General features: G+C 67.6%; 21 protein-coding genes. 8 read left to right on the top strand and 13 right to left on the bottom strand.

Annotated elements, in window-relative coordinates:
* Positions 1-4 precede the first annotated feature (4 nt).
* From pfdA to thpR, 8 genes are all read right to left on the bottom strand, one after another.
* Positions 5-469, bottom strand: a complete 465-nt coding sequence (pfdA, locus tag EPL04_RS09755; protein ID WP_134671151.1) for a prefoldin subunit alpha — start codon at positions 467-469, stop codon at positions 5-7.
* On the bottom strand, positions 466-642 hold the full coding sequence (gene rpl18a / locus EPL04_RS09750; protein ID WP_134671150.1) for a 50S ribosomal protein L18Ae: 177 nt from the start codon (positions 640-642) through the stop codon (positions 466-468). Before rpl18a ends, pfdA begins: the two co-directional genes overlap by 4 nt.
* A 93-nt stretch (positions 643-735) precedes the next feature.
* A complete protein-coding gene (locus tag EPL04_RS09745) occupies positions 736-1,176 on the bottom strand; it encodes an arsenate-mycothiol transferase ArsC (RefSeq protein WP_134671149.1) in 441 nt (146 codons plus the stop codon).
* Positions 1,173-1,565 carry an ArsR/SmtB family transcription factor gene (locus tag EPL04_RS09740; RefSeq protein WP_134671148.1) on the bottom strand — a complete coding sequence of 131 codons (393 nt, stop codon included), beginning with the start codon at positions 1,563-1,565 and terminating at the stop codon, positions 1,173-1,175. The genes EPL04_RS09745 and EPL04_RS09740 overlap by 4 nt, the downstream gene beginning before the upstream one ends.
* A 105-nt stretch (positions 1,566-1,670) precedes the next feature.
* Entirely contained in the window at positions 1,671-2,336 is a 666-nt protein-coding gene (locus tag EPL04_RS09735; RefSeq protein ID WP_134671147.1) for a translation initiation factor IF-6, read from the bottom strand.
* A 4-nt stretch (positions 2,337-2,340) separates the two neighbouring features.
* Positions 2,341-2,619 (bottom strand): 50S ribosomal protein L31e, encoded by a 279-nt coding sequence (locus EPL04_RS09730; RefSeq protein WP_134671146.1) that lies wholly within the window; start codon positions 2,617-2,619, stop codon positions 2,341-2,343.
* Entirely contained in the window at positions 2,619-2,771 is a 153-nt protein-coding gene (locus EPL04_RS09725; protein WP_128476843.1) for a 50S ribosomal protein L39e, read from the bottom strand. Before EPL04_RS09725 ends, EPL04_RS09730 begins: the two co-directional genes overlap by 1 nt.
* Positions 2,772-2,851: 80 nt before the next feature.
* Positions 2,852-3,406 carry an RNA 2',3'-cyclic phosphodiesterase gene (gene thpR, locus EPL04_RS09720; protein WP_134671145.1) on the bottom strand — a complete coding sequence of 185 codons (555 nt, stop codon included), beginning with the start codon at positions 3,404-3,406 and terminating at the stop codon, positions 2,852-2,854.
* A 90-nt stretch (positions 3,407-3,496) separates the two neighbouring features.
* On the opposite strand from thpR, the gene EPL04_RS09715 reads away from it, so the two are divergent.
* Together EPL04_RS09715 and EPL04_RS09710 are read left to right on the top strand one after the other, a co-directional pair.
* Positions 3,497-4,240, top strand: coding sequence for a tetratricopeptide repeat protein (locus EPL04_RS09715; RefSeq protein WP_134671144.1), 744 nt, complete (start codon positions 3,497-3,499; stop codon positions 4,238-4,240).
* On the top strand, positions 4,237-4,527 hold the full coding sequence (locus EPL04_RS09710) for a DUF424 domain-containing protein (protein WP_134671143.1): 291 nt from the start codon (positions 4,237-4,239) through the stop codon (positions 4,525-4,527). The genes EPL04_RS09715 and EPL04_RS09710 overlap by 4 nt, the downstream gene beginning before the upstream one ends.
* 7 nt (positions 4,528-4,534) lie before the next feature.
* Here the strand turns inward: EPL04_RS09710 and EPL04_RS09705 are convergent, their stop codons facing one another.
* Complete coding sequence (locus tag EPL04_RS09705) at positions 4,535-4,717, bottom strand: hypothetical protein (protein ID WP_134671142.1); 183 nt, start codon at positions 4,715-4,717, stop codon at positions 4,535-4,537.
* Positions 4,718-4,871: 154 nt separating this feature from the next.
* Between EPL04_RS09705 and EPL04_RS09700 the strand changes: the two genes are divergently transcribed.
* The 4 genes from EPL04_RS09700 to sufU all read left to right on the top strand — a co-directional run bounded on the left by EPL04_RS09700 (position 4,872) and on the right by sufU (position 8,074).
* Positions 4,872-6,119, top strand: coding sequence for an aminotransferase class V-fold PLP-dependent enzyme (locus EPL04_RS09700; protein WP_134671141.1), 1,248 nt, complete (start codon positions 4,872-4,874; stop codon positions 6,117-6,119).
* Between the two features lie 217 nt (positions 6,120-6,336).
* The gene (locus EPL04_RS09695) at positions 6,337-6,963 is read left to right on the top strand and encodes an HD domain-containing protein (RefSeq protein WP_134671140.1); all 627 of its coding nucleotides are present in this window, start codon (positions 6,337-6,339) and stop codon (positions 6,961-6,963) included.
* 53 nt (positions 6,964-7,016) lie between these two features.
* Positions 7,017-7,463 (top strand): hypothetical protein, encoded by a 447-nt coding sequence (locus EPL04_RS09690; RefSeq protein WP_134671139.1) that lies wholly within the window; start codon positions 7,017-7,019, stop codon positions 7,461-7,463.
* A 185-nt stretch (positions 7,464-7,648) separates the two neighbouring features.
* Positions 7,649-8,074, top strand: a complete 426-nt coding sequence (gene sufU, locus EPL04_RS09685) for a Fe-S cluster assembly sulfur transfer protein SufU (RefSeq protein ID WP_134671138.1) — start codon at positions 7,649-7,651, stop codon at positions 8,072-8,074.
* Positions 8,075-8,080: 6 nt separating this feature from the next.
* Here sufU and EPL04_RS09680 read toward each other — a convergent pair whose 3' ends face one another.
* The 4 genes from EPL04_RS09680 to htpX form a co-directional block, all read right to left on the bottom strand.
* Positions 8,081-9,076: an AI-2E family transporter gene (locus EPL04_RS09680; protein ID WP_134671137.1), complete on the bottom strand. Its 996-nt coding sequence runs from the start codon at positions 9,074-9,076 to the stop codon at positions 8,081-8,083.
* 350 nt (positions 9,077-9,426) lie between these two features.
* Entirely contained in the window at positions 9,427-10,461 is a 1,035-nt protein-coding gene (gene radA / locus EPL04_RS09675; protein ID WP_134671136.1) for a DNA repair and recombination protein RadA, read from the bottom strand.
* 155 nt (positions 10,462-10,616) lie between these two features.
* The gene (gene pspAB, locus EPL04_RS09670) at positions 10,617-11,222 is read right to left on the bottom strand and encodes a PspA-associated protein PspAB (protein ID WP_134671135.1); all 606 of its coding nucleotides are present in this window, start codon (positions 11,220-11,222) and stop codon (positions 10,617-10,619) included.
* Between the two features lie 79 nt (positions 11,223-11,301).
* Entirely contained in the window at positions 11,302-12,177 is an 876-nt protein-coding gene (gene htpX / locus EPL04_RS09665; RefSeq protein WP_134671134.1) for a zinc metalloprotease HtpX, read from the bottom strand.
* Positions 12,178-12,301: 124 nt separating this feature from the next.
* Here htpX and EPL04_RS09660 point away from each other — a divergent pair, with 124 nt between their 5' ends.
* Together EPL04_RS09660 and EPL04_RS19180 are read left to right on the top strand one after the other, a co-directional pair.
* Positions 12,302-12,871 carry a hypothetical protein gene (locus tag EPL04_RS09660; RefSeq protein ID WP_245154553.1) on the top strand — a complete coding sequence of 190 codons (570 nt, stop codon included), beginning with the start codon at positions 12,302-12,304 and terminating at the stop codon, positions 12,869-12,871.
* Positions 12,811-13,035, top strand: coding sequence for a CPBP family glutamic-type intramembrane protease (locus EPL04_RS19180; RefSeq protein ID WP_245154552.1), 225 nt, complete (start codon positions 12,811-12,813; stop codon positions 13,033-13,035). The genes EPL04_RS09660 and EPL04_RS19180 overlap by 61 nt, the downstream gene beginning before the upstream one ends.
* The last annotated feature ends 14 nt before the right edge of the window (positions 13,036-13,049 follow it).

The raw sequence follows: 13,049 nt of genomic DNA, 5'->3' as shown, positions 1-13,049 counted from the left end.
CCGATTACTCGTCGTCGTCGCCCTGGCCCTGCATCTGCTGCATCTGCTGTTGCATCTGCTGTTGTTGGAGCTGCTGGGCCTTCTCCTCCAGCTTGGAGCTCTCCTCGTCGACCTCGTCGACCTCGTCTTCGAGCTCGTCGATGCGGTCGTCGAGGGTTTCCTGTTTCGTTTCGAGGGTGTCGACCGCGTCGTCCTCCGCGCGCTCGGCCGCAAAGCCGCCGCCGAGTTCGACGACGACCTCGTCGAGGTCCTGGACTTCGGCGTGGACGTGCGCGCCGCCGCCGAGGGGCACCTGCACGACCGAGCCGGTGTCGAGCGCGCCGAGCGTGTCGATCGCGTCGTCGATCTCGGTCTTCTCGGCTTCGAGCTCTTCGATCTCGGCTTCGAGCTCCTCTTTGTGCTGTTCGAGCTCCTGAAGTTGCTGGGACAGCTCCTGCAGTTCGGGGTTCCCGCCGCCGCCGCCCATCATTGGCCTTCGACCTCCGAGACTTCGAGCTGGGTCCGTTTCACGCCGTGCTGGCTGCCGAACTCGGCGTAGGTGCGCTCGCGCGCGACGTCTTCGTTGTCGGCGTCGACGCTGGTCTCGAACTCCTGCCACCCGTCTCGGGCTTGGAAGCGACCGCGAACAGTAAACTCACTCATGCCCTGACGTGGGGTACCCGCAGGGAAGAATCTTCCTACTCGGGTACGGCGCTAGCCGGGAGTTCGGCCCCCGCGTCCCGTCGGCGGGCGCCGCTACGCGTCGGCCGGCTCGCGCTTGCGTTCGAGTTCGTCGAACAGCGCCCCGACCCGCGTCTCGATCTCGTCTCGGATCGTCCGGACCGCCTCGGGGTCCCGGCCGTCGGGATCGTCGAGCCCCCAGTCGCGGTTCTCGCCCGACCACGTCGCGGGGCAGACGTCGCTCGCCGAACACCCCATCGTGACGACGTAGTCGCAGGCGGCCAGCTCCTCGCGGCTCACCTCCCGCGGGGTCCTGTCGGCGAGATCGACGCCGACCTCCCGCATGGTATCGACGACCGCCTCGTGGACGCGGTCGGCCGGGTCCGTGCCGCCGGTGACGATCTCGACCCACTCGGCGCCCCGGCGCTCGCGCTCGCGCTCGGCGAACGCCGTCGCCATCTGGCTTCGGCCCGCGTTCTGGACGCAGACGAAGCCGACTCGGACCGCGTCGGTCATTCGCCGTCCCCCGCGAGCGCGCCGAGGAGGCGCTCGGCCCGGTCGGTCGGGCGGTAGTAGCGCCACCGGCCCTCCTTCCGGCGCGAGACCAGCCCGGCGTCTGTCAGCTCCGACAGCGCGTGGCTGATGGCGCTGTCGCTCACGTCGAGCAGGGGCGTCAGCTCGCAGACGCAGAGCTCCGAGTCGGCGGCCGCGAGCAGTTCAACGATCCGATACCGGGTCTCGCTGGCGAGCGCCGACAGCACCCGGACGCGCTCGGGGACGGCCGCGTCGTCGGCGGCCGCGTCGAGTTCGCGCAGATCGTCCAGCCGGGCCTCGACGTCGGCCGGTCGGCAGTTCTCGATCTCGTCGGCGACGAGTCGCCTGAGCCGGTCGTTGGCTTGAGCCATCGAGTTGTCGATTGCACAGATGTTCAGATAAACGTGCCGACGGACGGCTCGGACGCTCGGCTCACGCGACGATCGCGAACGCGAATCGCGGCGAAGAAGACGGTGCTACTCGATGTAGTCGAGCGCCTGGTCGATCCGGCCCAGTTCGGGGCCCGTGGTCTCCTGCCCGACGACGTAGCCCTCGTCGTTGGCGATCAGCCCCGAGCCGACCAGCGGCGCGCCGTAGTTGATGGTGCCGATGTCGGCGGGCACGTCGAGCACGTCCTCGAGGCGGTCGAGCTGGTCGTCGGTCGTCTTCGGGTGACACAGCACGCCCCGATCGGTGGCGACCGCGGCGGTGCCGACCGTCCGGACCCCGGCGAGCTCGCCGCGTTCGACGTCGACGTCGAGCGCGTCTTTGACCGCCTGTACGGCGTCCCGGGGGAGGTCTGGATGGACGTACGCGCCGGTGTCGTTCGCGAGGACGACGTTGCCGGCGGCGTTGATCCGCCCGGGCAGTTCGGTCACGGGGGCGTCGACGGCGTCCTCGATCCGGTCGCGTTCGCGGTCGGTGACTCGGCTCGAGACCAGCAGGCCGGCGTCGTTGCCGACCGCGAGCGCGCCGACCGTCGAGGAGCCCCCGACCGTGGTCGGGAGGGCCTCGACCGCGAGCTCCTCGGCCAGGTCGTCGACGAGGTCGTCGTCGAGGTCGGGACGGACCAGCAGGTATTCGTCGGTGGCGCGCGCGAACACACCCACGTACGACGACCCGAAAAAGGCGGCGCGAAGCAAAGCTCTACTCGGCGTGTTCCGCTTCCACGATGGTCTCGCCCTCTTCCTCGAATCGGGCGGCGCGCACGCGGAGCTTGCTCGGGGGCTTTTTGCGACCGCGCGACCAGACCGCCTCGTTGATCGAGGGGTCGAGCCGGACCTCCTCGCCGTCGACCTTGAAGTGCTGGGCGAGGTGGTCCCGGACCAGCGACATCGCCTTGTCGGCGCGCTTGTGCTTGGCCTCCGCCTTGGCGTCGCGGAGCGGCACGGTGATGACGCGCTCCTCGAAGTCGTTGGCGCTCATTATTCGTCGGTGTCGTTGCGCCGCCAGTTCCGGCGCTTGGGGTTGCGCTGCGTCTCGCGGTCGGTCTTCATGATGACCCACGCGGGCACGCGGCTGTTCTGCCGGTCGAGCTTCGAGAGGCGCTTTTTCTTCGCCTTCGACTTCTTACTCATGGTACTCCACCTTTCCCCGCCGTGGCTTAAAATCTTGTTCCTTTGTGTCGCTACGCCCGAGCAACGTCGCCCGATCCCGGCTACAGCGGGAACGACGCGACCGTCTCGTACTCCGGACCGTCGTCGGTCAGCACGCTCTCGGTGAGCCGGATCTCCTCGACCGTCGCGGTCCCGACGGTCGGCTCGCGGGTCTCGACGACCTCCTGGACGTGTTCTTTGCCGCCGGCGTGGTTCATCCGCGCGAGGGTGACGTGGGGCGTGAAGTCCCGGTCCTCGGCGTCGAAGCCGAGCCGAGTCACCTCCCGCTCGACGGCCTCGTGGAGCCGGGTCAGCTCCTCGCCGCCTTCGCCGACGCCGAGCCAGACGACGTTGATGTACCCGAGACCGGGGAACACGCCGAGCCCCTCGTAGGCGGCCTCGAACGGGCCGACCCCCGCCTCGGTGACCGCCCGCCGGACGGCGTTTTTCACTCGGGGGAGCTGTCCCTTGTTCACCTCGCCGAGGAACTTGAGCGTGACGTGGGCCTGCTCGGGGTCGGTGAGGTCCAGTCCAGAGGCGCCGGCGAGGCGGTCCTGAACGCGCGCGACCTCGTCGGCGAGGTCCTCGGGCAGGTCGACGCTCACGAAGAGTCTCATCGGGGCTCACTTGGTCGGAGACGGGCTTGAATGTGGGGGCGAATCCCGATGGCGCAGGCCTTAACATCGCGCGACGCCAATCCGAATCACATGAGCGACCCAGAGGACCACGACTTCTCGGAGGGCGAGGACTTCGGCGACCCCTACGAGGCGTTCGACCTCGATCCGCCCGAACTCGACGTCGACCCCGACAAGGTCGACCCCGTCGACTCCCGGGTGGTCACCGATCTCCTCGACCAGCACAACGTCTCGAACGACGACATCGACGTCGACGAACTGGTCGACGTCGGGCTGAACTACATGCGGATCAACCGCTACGAGCAGGCCGCCGACACCTTCGAGCGCGCCGCCCAGTACGCCCCCGACGACAGCCGGCTCGAACAGGAGGCCTGGACGAACAAGGGCGCGGCCCACGCCGAACTCGACGAGTGGGACGAGGCCATCGGCGCCTACCGCGAGGCGATCCACATCGACGAGGACAGCGAGCACGCCGCCACCGCCGAGACCAACCTCGCGTTCGCGCTCTGGGAGTCGGGCCGGAGCGAGCAGGCGCTCGAACACGCCGAACGGGCGGTCGAGATCGACGAGCGATTCGCCGAAGCGTGGTACAACCGCGGCTTTTTCCTGCTCGAACGCGGCCTCGCGGAGGACGCGCTCAACAGCCTCGAAAACGCCATCCGGCTCGGGCTCCGGAACTCGGAGATCCTCGACGAGAAGGCCCGCGCGCTCGAAGAGCTCGGCCAGTACGACGAGGCCGAGGAGATCGCCGAGGAGGCCGAGGAGATGCGCGAGCGCGCCGAGCAGGAGCTCATCGAGAACGAACGGGACCGATGATACTCGCGGAGCGATCGACCGACGAGGGACTGCTCGTGGCGGTCTGCGACGACGACGTGCTCGGAGAGACCTTCGAGGACGGGGCGGTGTCGCTCACCGTCACCGAGGAGTTCTACGGCGGCGAGGAGGTCGACGAACAGGCGGTTATCGAGAGCCTCGCCCGGGCGTCGGTCGCCAACATCGTCGGCCGCGAGGCGGTCGAACTGGCGATCCGAGAGGGGTTCGTCGACGAGGCGAACGTCCTCGATGTCGACTCGACCCGCCACGCGCAGTTTCTGAGGATGTAGCCGGCGGTCACCCGTCGCCGAGCGTCGGGAGGTTCACGACGACCAGCGTCAGCACCGAGAGTCCGGCGAGCCCGGCGCCGACCGACGCCAGTCCCGTGTCGTACGCCACGGCCAGCACCGCGTGGAACGCCCCGACGAACGCGAGCCCGACCAGAAGCAGGCTCGCGCCGAGTCGTCGCTTCGAGACCATACGCCCGAAACGGACGCCAGCGACTTAACCGGTGGCCCGGTCCCACTGACGTAACCGGTCGCCGGCCCCGTCGCGCGCCCACGTAACCGCGAGCGGTTACGGACCGTCGCCGGGACCGAAGGAATGTTCTTGCTCCAATCCCTAAATCCGGACAATGGGACTGCACCAATCGGACGCGCTCGACGTCGAGCGCATACGCGAGGAGTTCCCGATTCTGGATCGCGAGGTCGGGGACGGCCAGCCGCTCGTCTACCTCGACAACGGCGCGACGACCCAGAAGCCCGACCGGGTCATCGACGCCATCGCCGACTACTACCGGACGTACAACGCCAACGTCCACCGGGGGATCCACCAGTTGAGCCAGGAGGCCTCCATCGCCTACGAGGAGGCCCACGACGCGGTCGCCGAGTTCGTCGGCGCAGACGGCCGCGAGGAGATCGTCTTCACCAAAAACACCACCGAGGCCGAGAACCTCGTGGCCTACGCGTGGGGGCTGAACGAACTCGGTCCCGGCGACGAGGTGGTGCTGACCGAGATGGAACACCACGCCTCGCTGGTGACCTGGCAACAGATCGGCGAGAAGACCGGCGCCGACGTGAAGTTCATCCCGGTCACCGACGACGGGCGCCTCGACATGGACGCCGCGGCCGAACTCGTCACCGACGACACCGAGATGCTCAGCGTCGTCCACGTCTCGAACACGCTTGGGACTGTCAACCCGGCCGCCGACCTCGTCGACCTCGCCCACGACCACGGCGCCTACGCCTTCCTCGACGGCGCGCAGGCGGTGCCGACCCGGCCGGTCGACGTGAACGACCTCGGCGCGGACTTCTACGCCTTCTCGGGCCACAAGATGGCCGGGCCGACCGGTATCGGGGTCCTCTACGGCAAACAGGAGCTCCTCGAAGAGATGGAGCCGTACCTCTACGGCGGCGACATGATCCGGAAGGTCACCTTCGAGGAGACGACGTGGAACGACCTGCCGTGGAAGTTCGAAGCCGGCACGCCGAACATCGCACAAGCCGTCGGGCTCGCCGAGGCGATCGAGTACCTCGAAGAACTCGGGATGGAGTCGGTCCAGCGCCACGAGGAGCGACTCGCGGAGTACGCCCTCGACCGGATGGCCGAGTTCGACGACATCGAGATCTACGGCCCCACCGAGCCCACCGATCGCGGCGGGCTGGTCGCGTTCAACCTCGACGGCGTCCACGCCCACGACCTCGCCTCGATCATGAACGACCACGGCGTCGCCATCCGGGCGGGCGACCACTGCACCCAGCCGCTCCACGACAAACTCGGGGTCGCGGCGTCGGCCCGCGCGTCGTTCTACGTCTACAACACGACCGACGAGATCGACGCCTTGCTCGAGGCGGTCGACGACGCCCGCCAGCTGTTCGCCTGACTCCGGGAGTGACTGATAGGAGCGAGCGGGCCGACGAGCCCCCGAAGGGGGCGAGGAGGCGTTTGATCCAGCTTTTGGGAGCGAGCGCCGCTCGGGGCGCGAGCGCGGCAAAAGGTGGTCGTAGATCGACGCCTTGCTCGAGGCGGTCGACGACGCCCGCCAGCTGTTCGCCTGACGTTTCGATTCTTTTTCATCTCTCGGCGCCGTCCGCTCTCCCATGTTAGACGAAGTCCGCGAGCGCGCTCGTCCGTACTTCCAGCGCGTCGCGCCCGCCCACGACTGGCACCACGTCCGTCGGGTCGCCCGACTGACCGAGACGCTGGCCGGCGAGTACGACGTCGACGAGACGGTCCTGTTCGCCGCCGTCTGGCTCCACGACGTCGGCCGCGGGCGCGAGGATCGCGGCGAGATCGACGACCACGCCGAGTGGGGCGCACGCGAGGCCGCCGGCATCCTCTCGGACCTCGGGGCCGACTCCGAGACCGTCGACGCCGTCGCCCACTGCATCCGCGCTCACCGCTACTCGAACGACGTGGACCCCCGCACGCGGGAGGCCGAACTGCTCTGTGACGCCGACAACCTCGACGCGCTCGGGGCGGTCGGCGTCGCGCGGTGTTTCACCTACGGCGGCGAACTCGGACAGCCGATACACGACCCCGAACTGCCCCCGGAGGCCGACGACACCGCCGCCGGAGCGACGCAGTTCAACCACTTCCACAAGAAGATCCTCTCGTTACCCGACCGGATGTACACCGACGCCGGCCGGGCGCTCGCCGACGAACGTCAGGCGTTCGTGGTCGCTTTCCTCGATCGGTTCGAGCGGGAGGTCGCCGGCGACGCCTGATCGCTCGACCCGAAATCGCCCGTCTTTTATCGGATTGGTGCGACGGCACCGATATGGTGAACTGGACGCTCGCGGCGGTGATGGGTTCGCACACACTGATGGCCGTCCTCTGGGCCGGGGGCTATCTGGTCACGTCGATGCTCGTCGTGCCGGCGGCCGACCGACACGACGCCCCCGAGTTCGCCCTAGACGTGCTCGACTCGCTGAAGTGGTTCGCGGTCGGCGGGATCGTGGTGATGGGCGGGTCGGGCGGCGCGGCGCTGTGGGTGCTCTACGACAACAGCCTCCCCGAGGGGACCCGCGGCACCGCCCTGATCGCGATGATGACTCTCTACGGCGTGTTCGGACTGACGAGCCTGTGGGCGTGGTGGGAGACCAGAAACGCCCGCGCGGACGGGGTCTCCTCGCTCCCGACCCGGCTCAAGATGGCGTTCCGGACGAACGCGCTGGTCGCGACTCTGCTCGTGCTGAACGCCTCGGTCATCGGCTACGTGGCCTGAACTGTCGCGGTGCGGTCGCGGCGCGGTACAGTTGCGGTGTGGCGCGGTACAGTTGCGGCGCGCTGTGGTCGCGGAAGCCGCACGCACCTGTGTGTTGTTCCGCGAGGGAGACGCTCCCGTGGGCCTCCTCGACAACAGGGTGTGCGGTAGGCTTTTAGGTGGCACGCGCCTATTTGCGTTCAACAATGGGCATGGGCTCGGACATGTATCGCCAGCAGATTCTCGACCACTACAAGAACCCCCGAAACTACGGGGAACTGGACGAGAAGACCTACACGCACGCTGGCGAGAACCCGATGTGCGGCGACGAGATCGCGATCGACGTGAAACTCGACGACGACGAGGAGACGATCGAACGCGTCGCCTTCCGCGGGGACGGCTGTGCAATCAGTCAGGCGAGCGCGAGCATGCTCTCTCAGGAGCTAGCCGGCAAGTCCGTCGCGGAGATGCGGGAGATGGACCGCGACGACGTCATCGACATGCTCGGGGTCGACATCAGCCCGATGCGGGTGAAGTGTGCGGTCCTCGCCGAGAAGGTCGTCCAGGACGGCGCGGAGATCTACGAGGGCGAGAAGGAACTCGACAAGACGACGACCGAAGACGACGAGTAGCCCCTTTTAGACCGCAGAGAGCTCGTAGTAGTCGGTGAACACTTCGACGGTCGCCTTGAACAGCGCCAGCAGTATCGGGCCGACGAACAGGCCGATCGCCCCGAGGAAGTACGCCGCGCCGAACACGCCAAGCAGTATCACGCCCGAGTGGAGCGACGTCTCCTTGTCGATGACCAGCGCGCGCAGGTAGTCGTCGGTGATGGCGACCGCGCTCATGCCGTAGACGACCAGCAGTACCGCCGCGACCGGCCGTCCCTCCACGAGGAGGTAGATCGTCGCGCCGCCCATCACCGGCGAGACGCCCACGATCGGCACCATCGCCAGCACCATCATCACGATCGTCCAGAACGCGGCGTTCGGGATGCCGGCCACGAGGAAGCCCACGCCAGAGACCACGCCCTGTACCACCGCGACGAAGATGTGGCCCTTCAGGACCGCCCACGTCGCGTCCTCGGCCTCGTCGTAGAGTCGGCTCTGGACGTCGTGAGGTAGCGGCGTGACGCGCTTGGTCCAGCGGATCAGATCCGCGCTGTCCTTGAGCAGGTAGTAGAACAGGAAAAGCGCCAACAGCACGCCGAGAAACGCGTGGAGTCCGGCGCTCGCGACGCCGGAGACGCCGTCGGCGATCCCGGCGGTCAGGCTGTCGAGCGCTCTATCGAACCGCGAGGGGAGTTCGATACCCAACGTACGCTCGGCGGCGGCCTCGACCGACCGGTACGCCGGGAGGTCGCTGACCGCGGTCGGCACGTCACCGACCTCGGCGAGCCCGAGCGACAGCAGTGCGCCGGCGACGCCGAAGACGACGATCACCGTCAGCGTCACGAGCCCGAGCGCGGCGACGCGCGGACCGACGCGTGGCGCCAGCCGTCGCTGGGCGGGCGTGAGCACGAACGCGAGCAGGATCGCGCCGAGCACGTAGTTCAAGAACGGGCGGACGATCAGCACCGCCAGCACCGCCAGCACCCCGACCAGTACGACCGCGAACCCGGTACGTGGCTTCATGCCGGCGGCGTACGCCGTATCGGCCTAAAGGTGGACGGGCCGTGAAGTGTGGTTGTGGCGGTGTTGTGGCGGTGTTGTGGCGGTGTTGTGGCGGTGGCCACATCACTTCGTACCGCGAGCGACTAGAGTGAGCGAGCGGACCAAGTGACGACCCGAAGCGAACGGCGGGAGGAGTGCCGCGTCTGCGTGAGCGGAGCGAACGCAGGCTCGGGAGAGCGAAGCTCTCCCGGTGTTTTTGATCGAGCTTTTGCAAGCGAGCGCCGCTCGGAGCGTCTCGGCGAGCGAAGCGAGCCGAGGCTCGAAAGACGCGAAGCGTCTTTCGGCGCGACCGCTGTAAAAGGTCGTCGTCCTTATTCGGGCTTCAGGCCGCCGTCCTCGACGCGCATGACCGCCTCGCCGTCGGCGAGGTTCGGCGCGTCGACGAGCCGGACGATGCGCTTGTCGCCCTTCGACTTCCGGAGGTACATCCGGAACGTCGACTTGTGGCCCAGAATGTTGCCTCCGATGGGCTGGGTCGGGTCGCCGAAGAAGGAGTCGGGGTTCGAGGCGACCTGATTGGTCACGACGACCGCGGTGTTGTGGAGGTTGCCGACCTTGTCGAGGTCGTGGAGATGCTTGTTGAGCTTCTGCTGGCGCTCGGCGAGTTCGCCCCGGCCGACGTACTCGGCGCGGAAGTGAGCCGTCAGCGAGTCGACACAGAGCAGTCGGACCGGATACTCGTCGTCTTGGGTCTCGTTCGCGAGCTCTTGGGCTTTCTCGGCCAACAGCATCTGGTGGTTGGAGTTGAACGCCTTGGCGACGTGGATCTTGTCGAGGAAGTCCTCGATGAGTTCGTCCATCGCCTCGTCGTCGCCGGGACTGCCCTCGATCTCGCGCTCGTCCATCGCGGCCTGGAGCGCCTCGTCGGGGAGCCCCCGGACCATGTCGTCGACGCGCTCGGGCCGGAAGGTGTCCTCGCTGTCGATGAACATGGCGCTACCGCCGAGTCCGCCGTGCTCGCGGGGGAGCTGGACGTTGACCGCCAGCTGGTGGGTGACCTGCGATTTGCCGGCGCCGAACTCGCCGTACACCTCGGTGATCGACTGGGTCTCGACGCCGCCGCCGAGGAGCTCGTCGACCTCATCGATCTTCCACTTGAGCTTGCCGATCTGCTCGCGGCGCTCTAACACGGCCGCGCCGGTCTCGAACCCGCCGACGTCGGCGGCCTCGCGTGCCGCCTGAACGATGTCGGCGGCGGTCGAGTCGCCAACGTCCGCGGTGTTGGAGAGTTCGCTGGGACTGGCTACCGCGAGGCCCTCGTAGGAGTCGAAGCCTGCGTCTCGGAGCTTTTCTGCGGTCGCCGGACCGACGCCCGGCAGTTCTTCGAGGTCTACGTCTGCTGCCATCGTACGCCTGGCTTGTGCCCCTCGTCATATAAACCCCCGTTAACAGTAGAGTGAAAGTGAAATTAGCAGACGCGAGCCGGTTTCGTATCGACCCGTCACGGGGTTTAAAAAGTAAAAAGTCCCACCGAGTCCTCAGTCGGGTCGCGCGGCGCCGATCACTCCCACGGGTGGCGGCCCGGCGCGTCGGGCCAGAGGGGGTACCAGTACTCCTTGTCGGTCTCGACTTCGAGTTCGCCGTCGAGGTTGCTCTCCAGTTTGAACTCCGCGCCCGAGTCGCGGTCGCTCGTCCCCTGGGGCACGAAGGGGTAGTACGCTCCGCGCCGGAACGAGTAGACCCAGTAGGCGCCGGTGTCGTCCTGTTCGAACGCGAACACCGCCGCCAACAGCCGCGAGCCGTAGCCGTGCTCGATGAGCGTGTCTGCCGCAAAGTGGAGGCTGGTCACCAGGTCCTCGAAGTCGTCGTCGCGAAGGACGACCCACGAGTAGCCGTACTCGTCGGTGTGGCCCTCGGCCTCGGTGCCGGTCTCCTCGGCGCCGAACTCCAAGATGTCGTGGACCTCGTCCATCGCGTCCCGGAAGTCGGTGTTGTCGACCTCGGAGAAACACAGCGCCGCCTCGCCGACGGCCGCGTAGCCCAGTTCTGCCTCCATCGTGATGTAGGCCGTACTCATCCCGAACAGGTCCTCGGGGTCGGCCTCCCGGGTCGCGTCGGCCTCCGCGCGGATGCCGAGCACTTCCCGGAGTCCGTCGAACAGTCCCATGCGAGTCCCTACGGACGCCCGGACAAAAAGGAGTGGTTCCGAGGGCCGCCCGCCACCGTCCCGCAGACGGTCGCGGCGATCAGGCCGCCTCGGCCTGGCGTTCGAGGTCACGGAGCTGTTCGACCCGCGCCTCGGTGCTCGGGTGGGTGCTGAACAGCCTACTGATGAGCCCGCTCTTGATCGGAATGATGAAGAACGCGTTCATCTCCGACTGCTCGCGCAGGTCGTCTTCGGGCACGTTGCCCATGTTGCCGTCGATGGTCATCAGCGCCGACGCGAGCGCGGCGGGCTTGCCGGTGATGGTCGCGGCCCCCCGATCGGCCGCGAACTCGCGGTACCGCGAGAGCGCCCGGATGAGGAAGAAGCTCACGACCCACACCACGAGCGACGCCGCGATGGCGACCCACACCGGCGCCTGATTCCGGCTGTCGCCGCCCCCGCCGAACCACCAGCCCCACCGGACCACGAGAAACGCGATGGTCGAGAGGAACGACGCGATGGTCATCACCATCATGTCGCGGTTCTTGACGTGGGCGAGCTCGTGGGCCAACACGGCCTCTAACTCCTCTTGGTCGAGGGTCTTCATCAGCCCGGTGGTGACCGCGACCGCGGCGTTGTCCTGCGAGCGCCCGGTGGCGAACGCGTTCGGGACGCGGCTGTCGACGACCGCGACCTTCGGTTTCGGGAGGTCGGCCTGCTGGGAGAGCCGCCCGACCATCCGGTGAAGCTCGGGGTACTCGCTCTCGTCGACCTCCTTTGCGCCCATGCTCCACAGCGTGAGCCTGTCGCTGAAGAAGAACTGGGCGAGCGAGAAGCTCCCCAGCAAGAGAACCGGGATCAACATGCTCGTGAACTGCGTGCTCAGTACGCCGATGAAGACGGCGTACAGTGCGAACAGCAGGAACATCGTGAGCGCCATGCGCCCCCGAAGTCCCCAGTCTGCTTTCCATTCCATACGCGCCCATAGGAGTTCACCCTGTTTAAACGTTCTTCGCTCGCCTGCGTCGCCGCGCGGGGTTTTCGGTTCCGCAGGGGCCCCACCGAACGTATTTACCCGCACGCGATGTCACTCGCTCGTAATGTCTCTCCGTACGGCGGGGCCGGTACGACGCGTCGTCGCCGCGACCGGCCTGTCGGCGCTCGGGATCGCGTTCAGCGTCTTGCTGTCGATCCCGGTCTTCGTGGTCTCGCTCGACGCGCTGACGCAGTTCGTCGCCGCGCTCGTGCTCTCGGAACTGGGGTTCGTGGCGGCCGCCCTCGCCTTCCTCTACGCGACGGGTCGCGGGCTCGGCTACCTCGACGTCGGTCGGCTGAACCGTCGCGCGATCGGACTCGTCGTCGCCGGGACCGTCGGGCTGTTCGTCTTTCGACTGGCGGCGATCCTCGCCGCGCAGGCGCTCGGGCTCCCGCTCGCCGGCAACTCGGTCACCCAGCTCGCCGAGGAGGGGCTGTTGGAGACGCTGCTCGCGCTGGTGCCGCTGTCGGTCGTCGTGGTCGGTCCGGCCGAAGAACTGCTCTTTCGCGGGGTGGTACAGCGCTATCTCTCCGAGGAGCTTCGACGCTCGGTGCTGTCGCGCTCGCCAGCGTACTGTTCGCGCTCGTCCACGTTCCGACGACGTTCGTCGCGACGCCGGACCTCGCCGCGGTGAGCGTCACGCTCACTATCCTGTTCGGGCTGTCGATGCTTCTCGGCTACCTCTACGTCTGGACGGGGAACCTCCTCGTCCCGGTTCTGGTCCACGGCTTCTACGACGCGTTGCTCTTCGGGCTGGCGTACGTCGCGCTCGCGTCGGATCTGAGCGCGGCCGCGTGACCGAACTGCCAGCA

The organism is Halorussus marinus (assembly GCF_004521895.1).
In the GTDB taxonomy this organism is placed as follows: domain Archaea; phylum Halobacteriota; class Halobacteria; order Halobacteriales; family Haladaptataceae; genus Halorussus; species Halorussus marinus.
The sequence above is the reverse complement of the archived record's forward strand: the minus strand, read 5'-3'. Positions and strand labels throughout refer to the sequence as shown.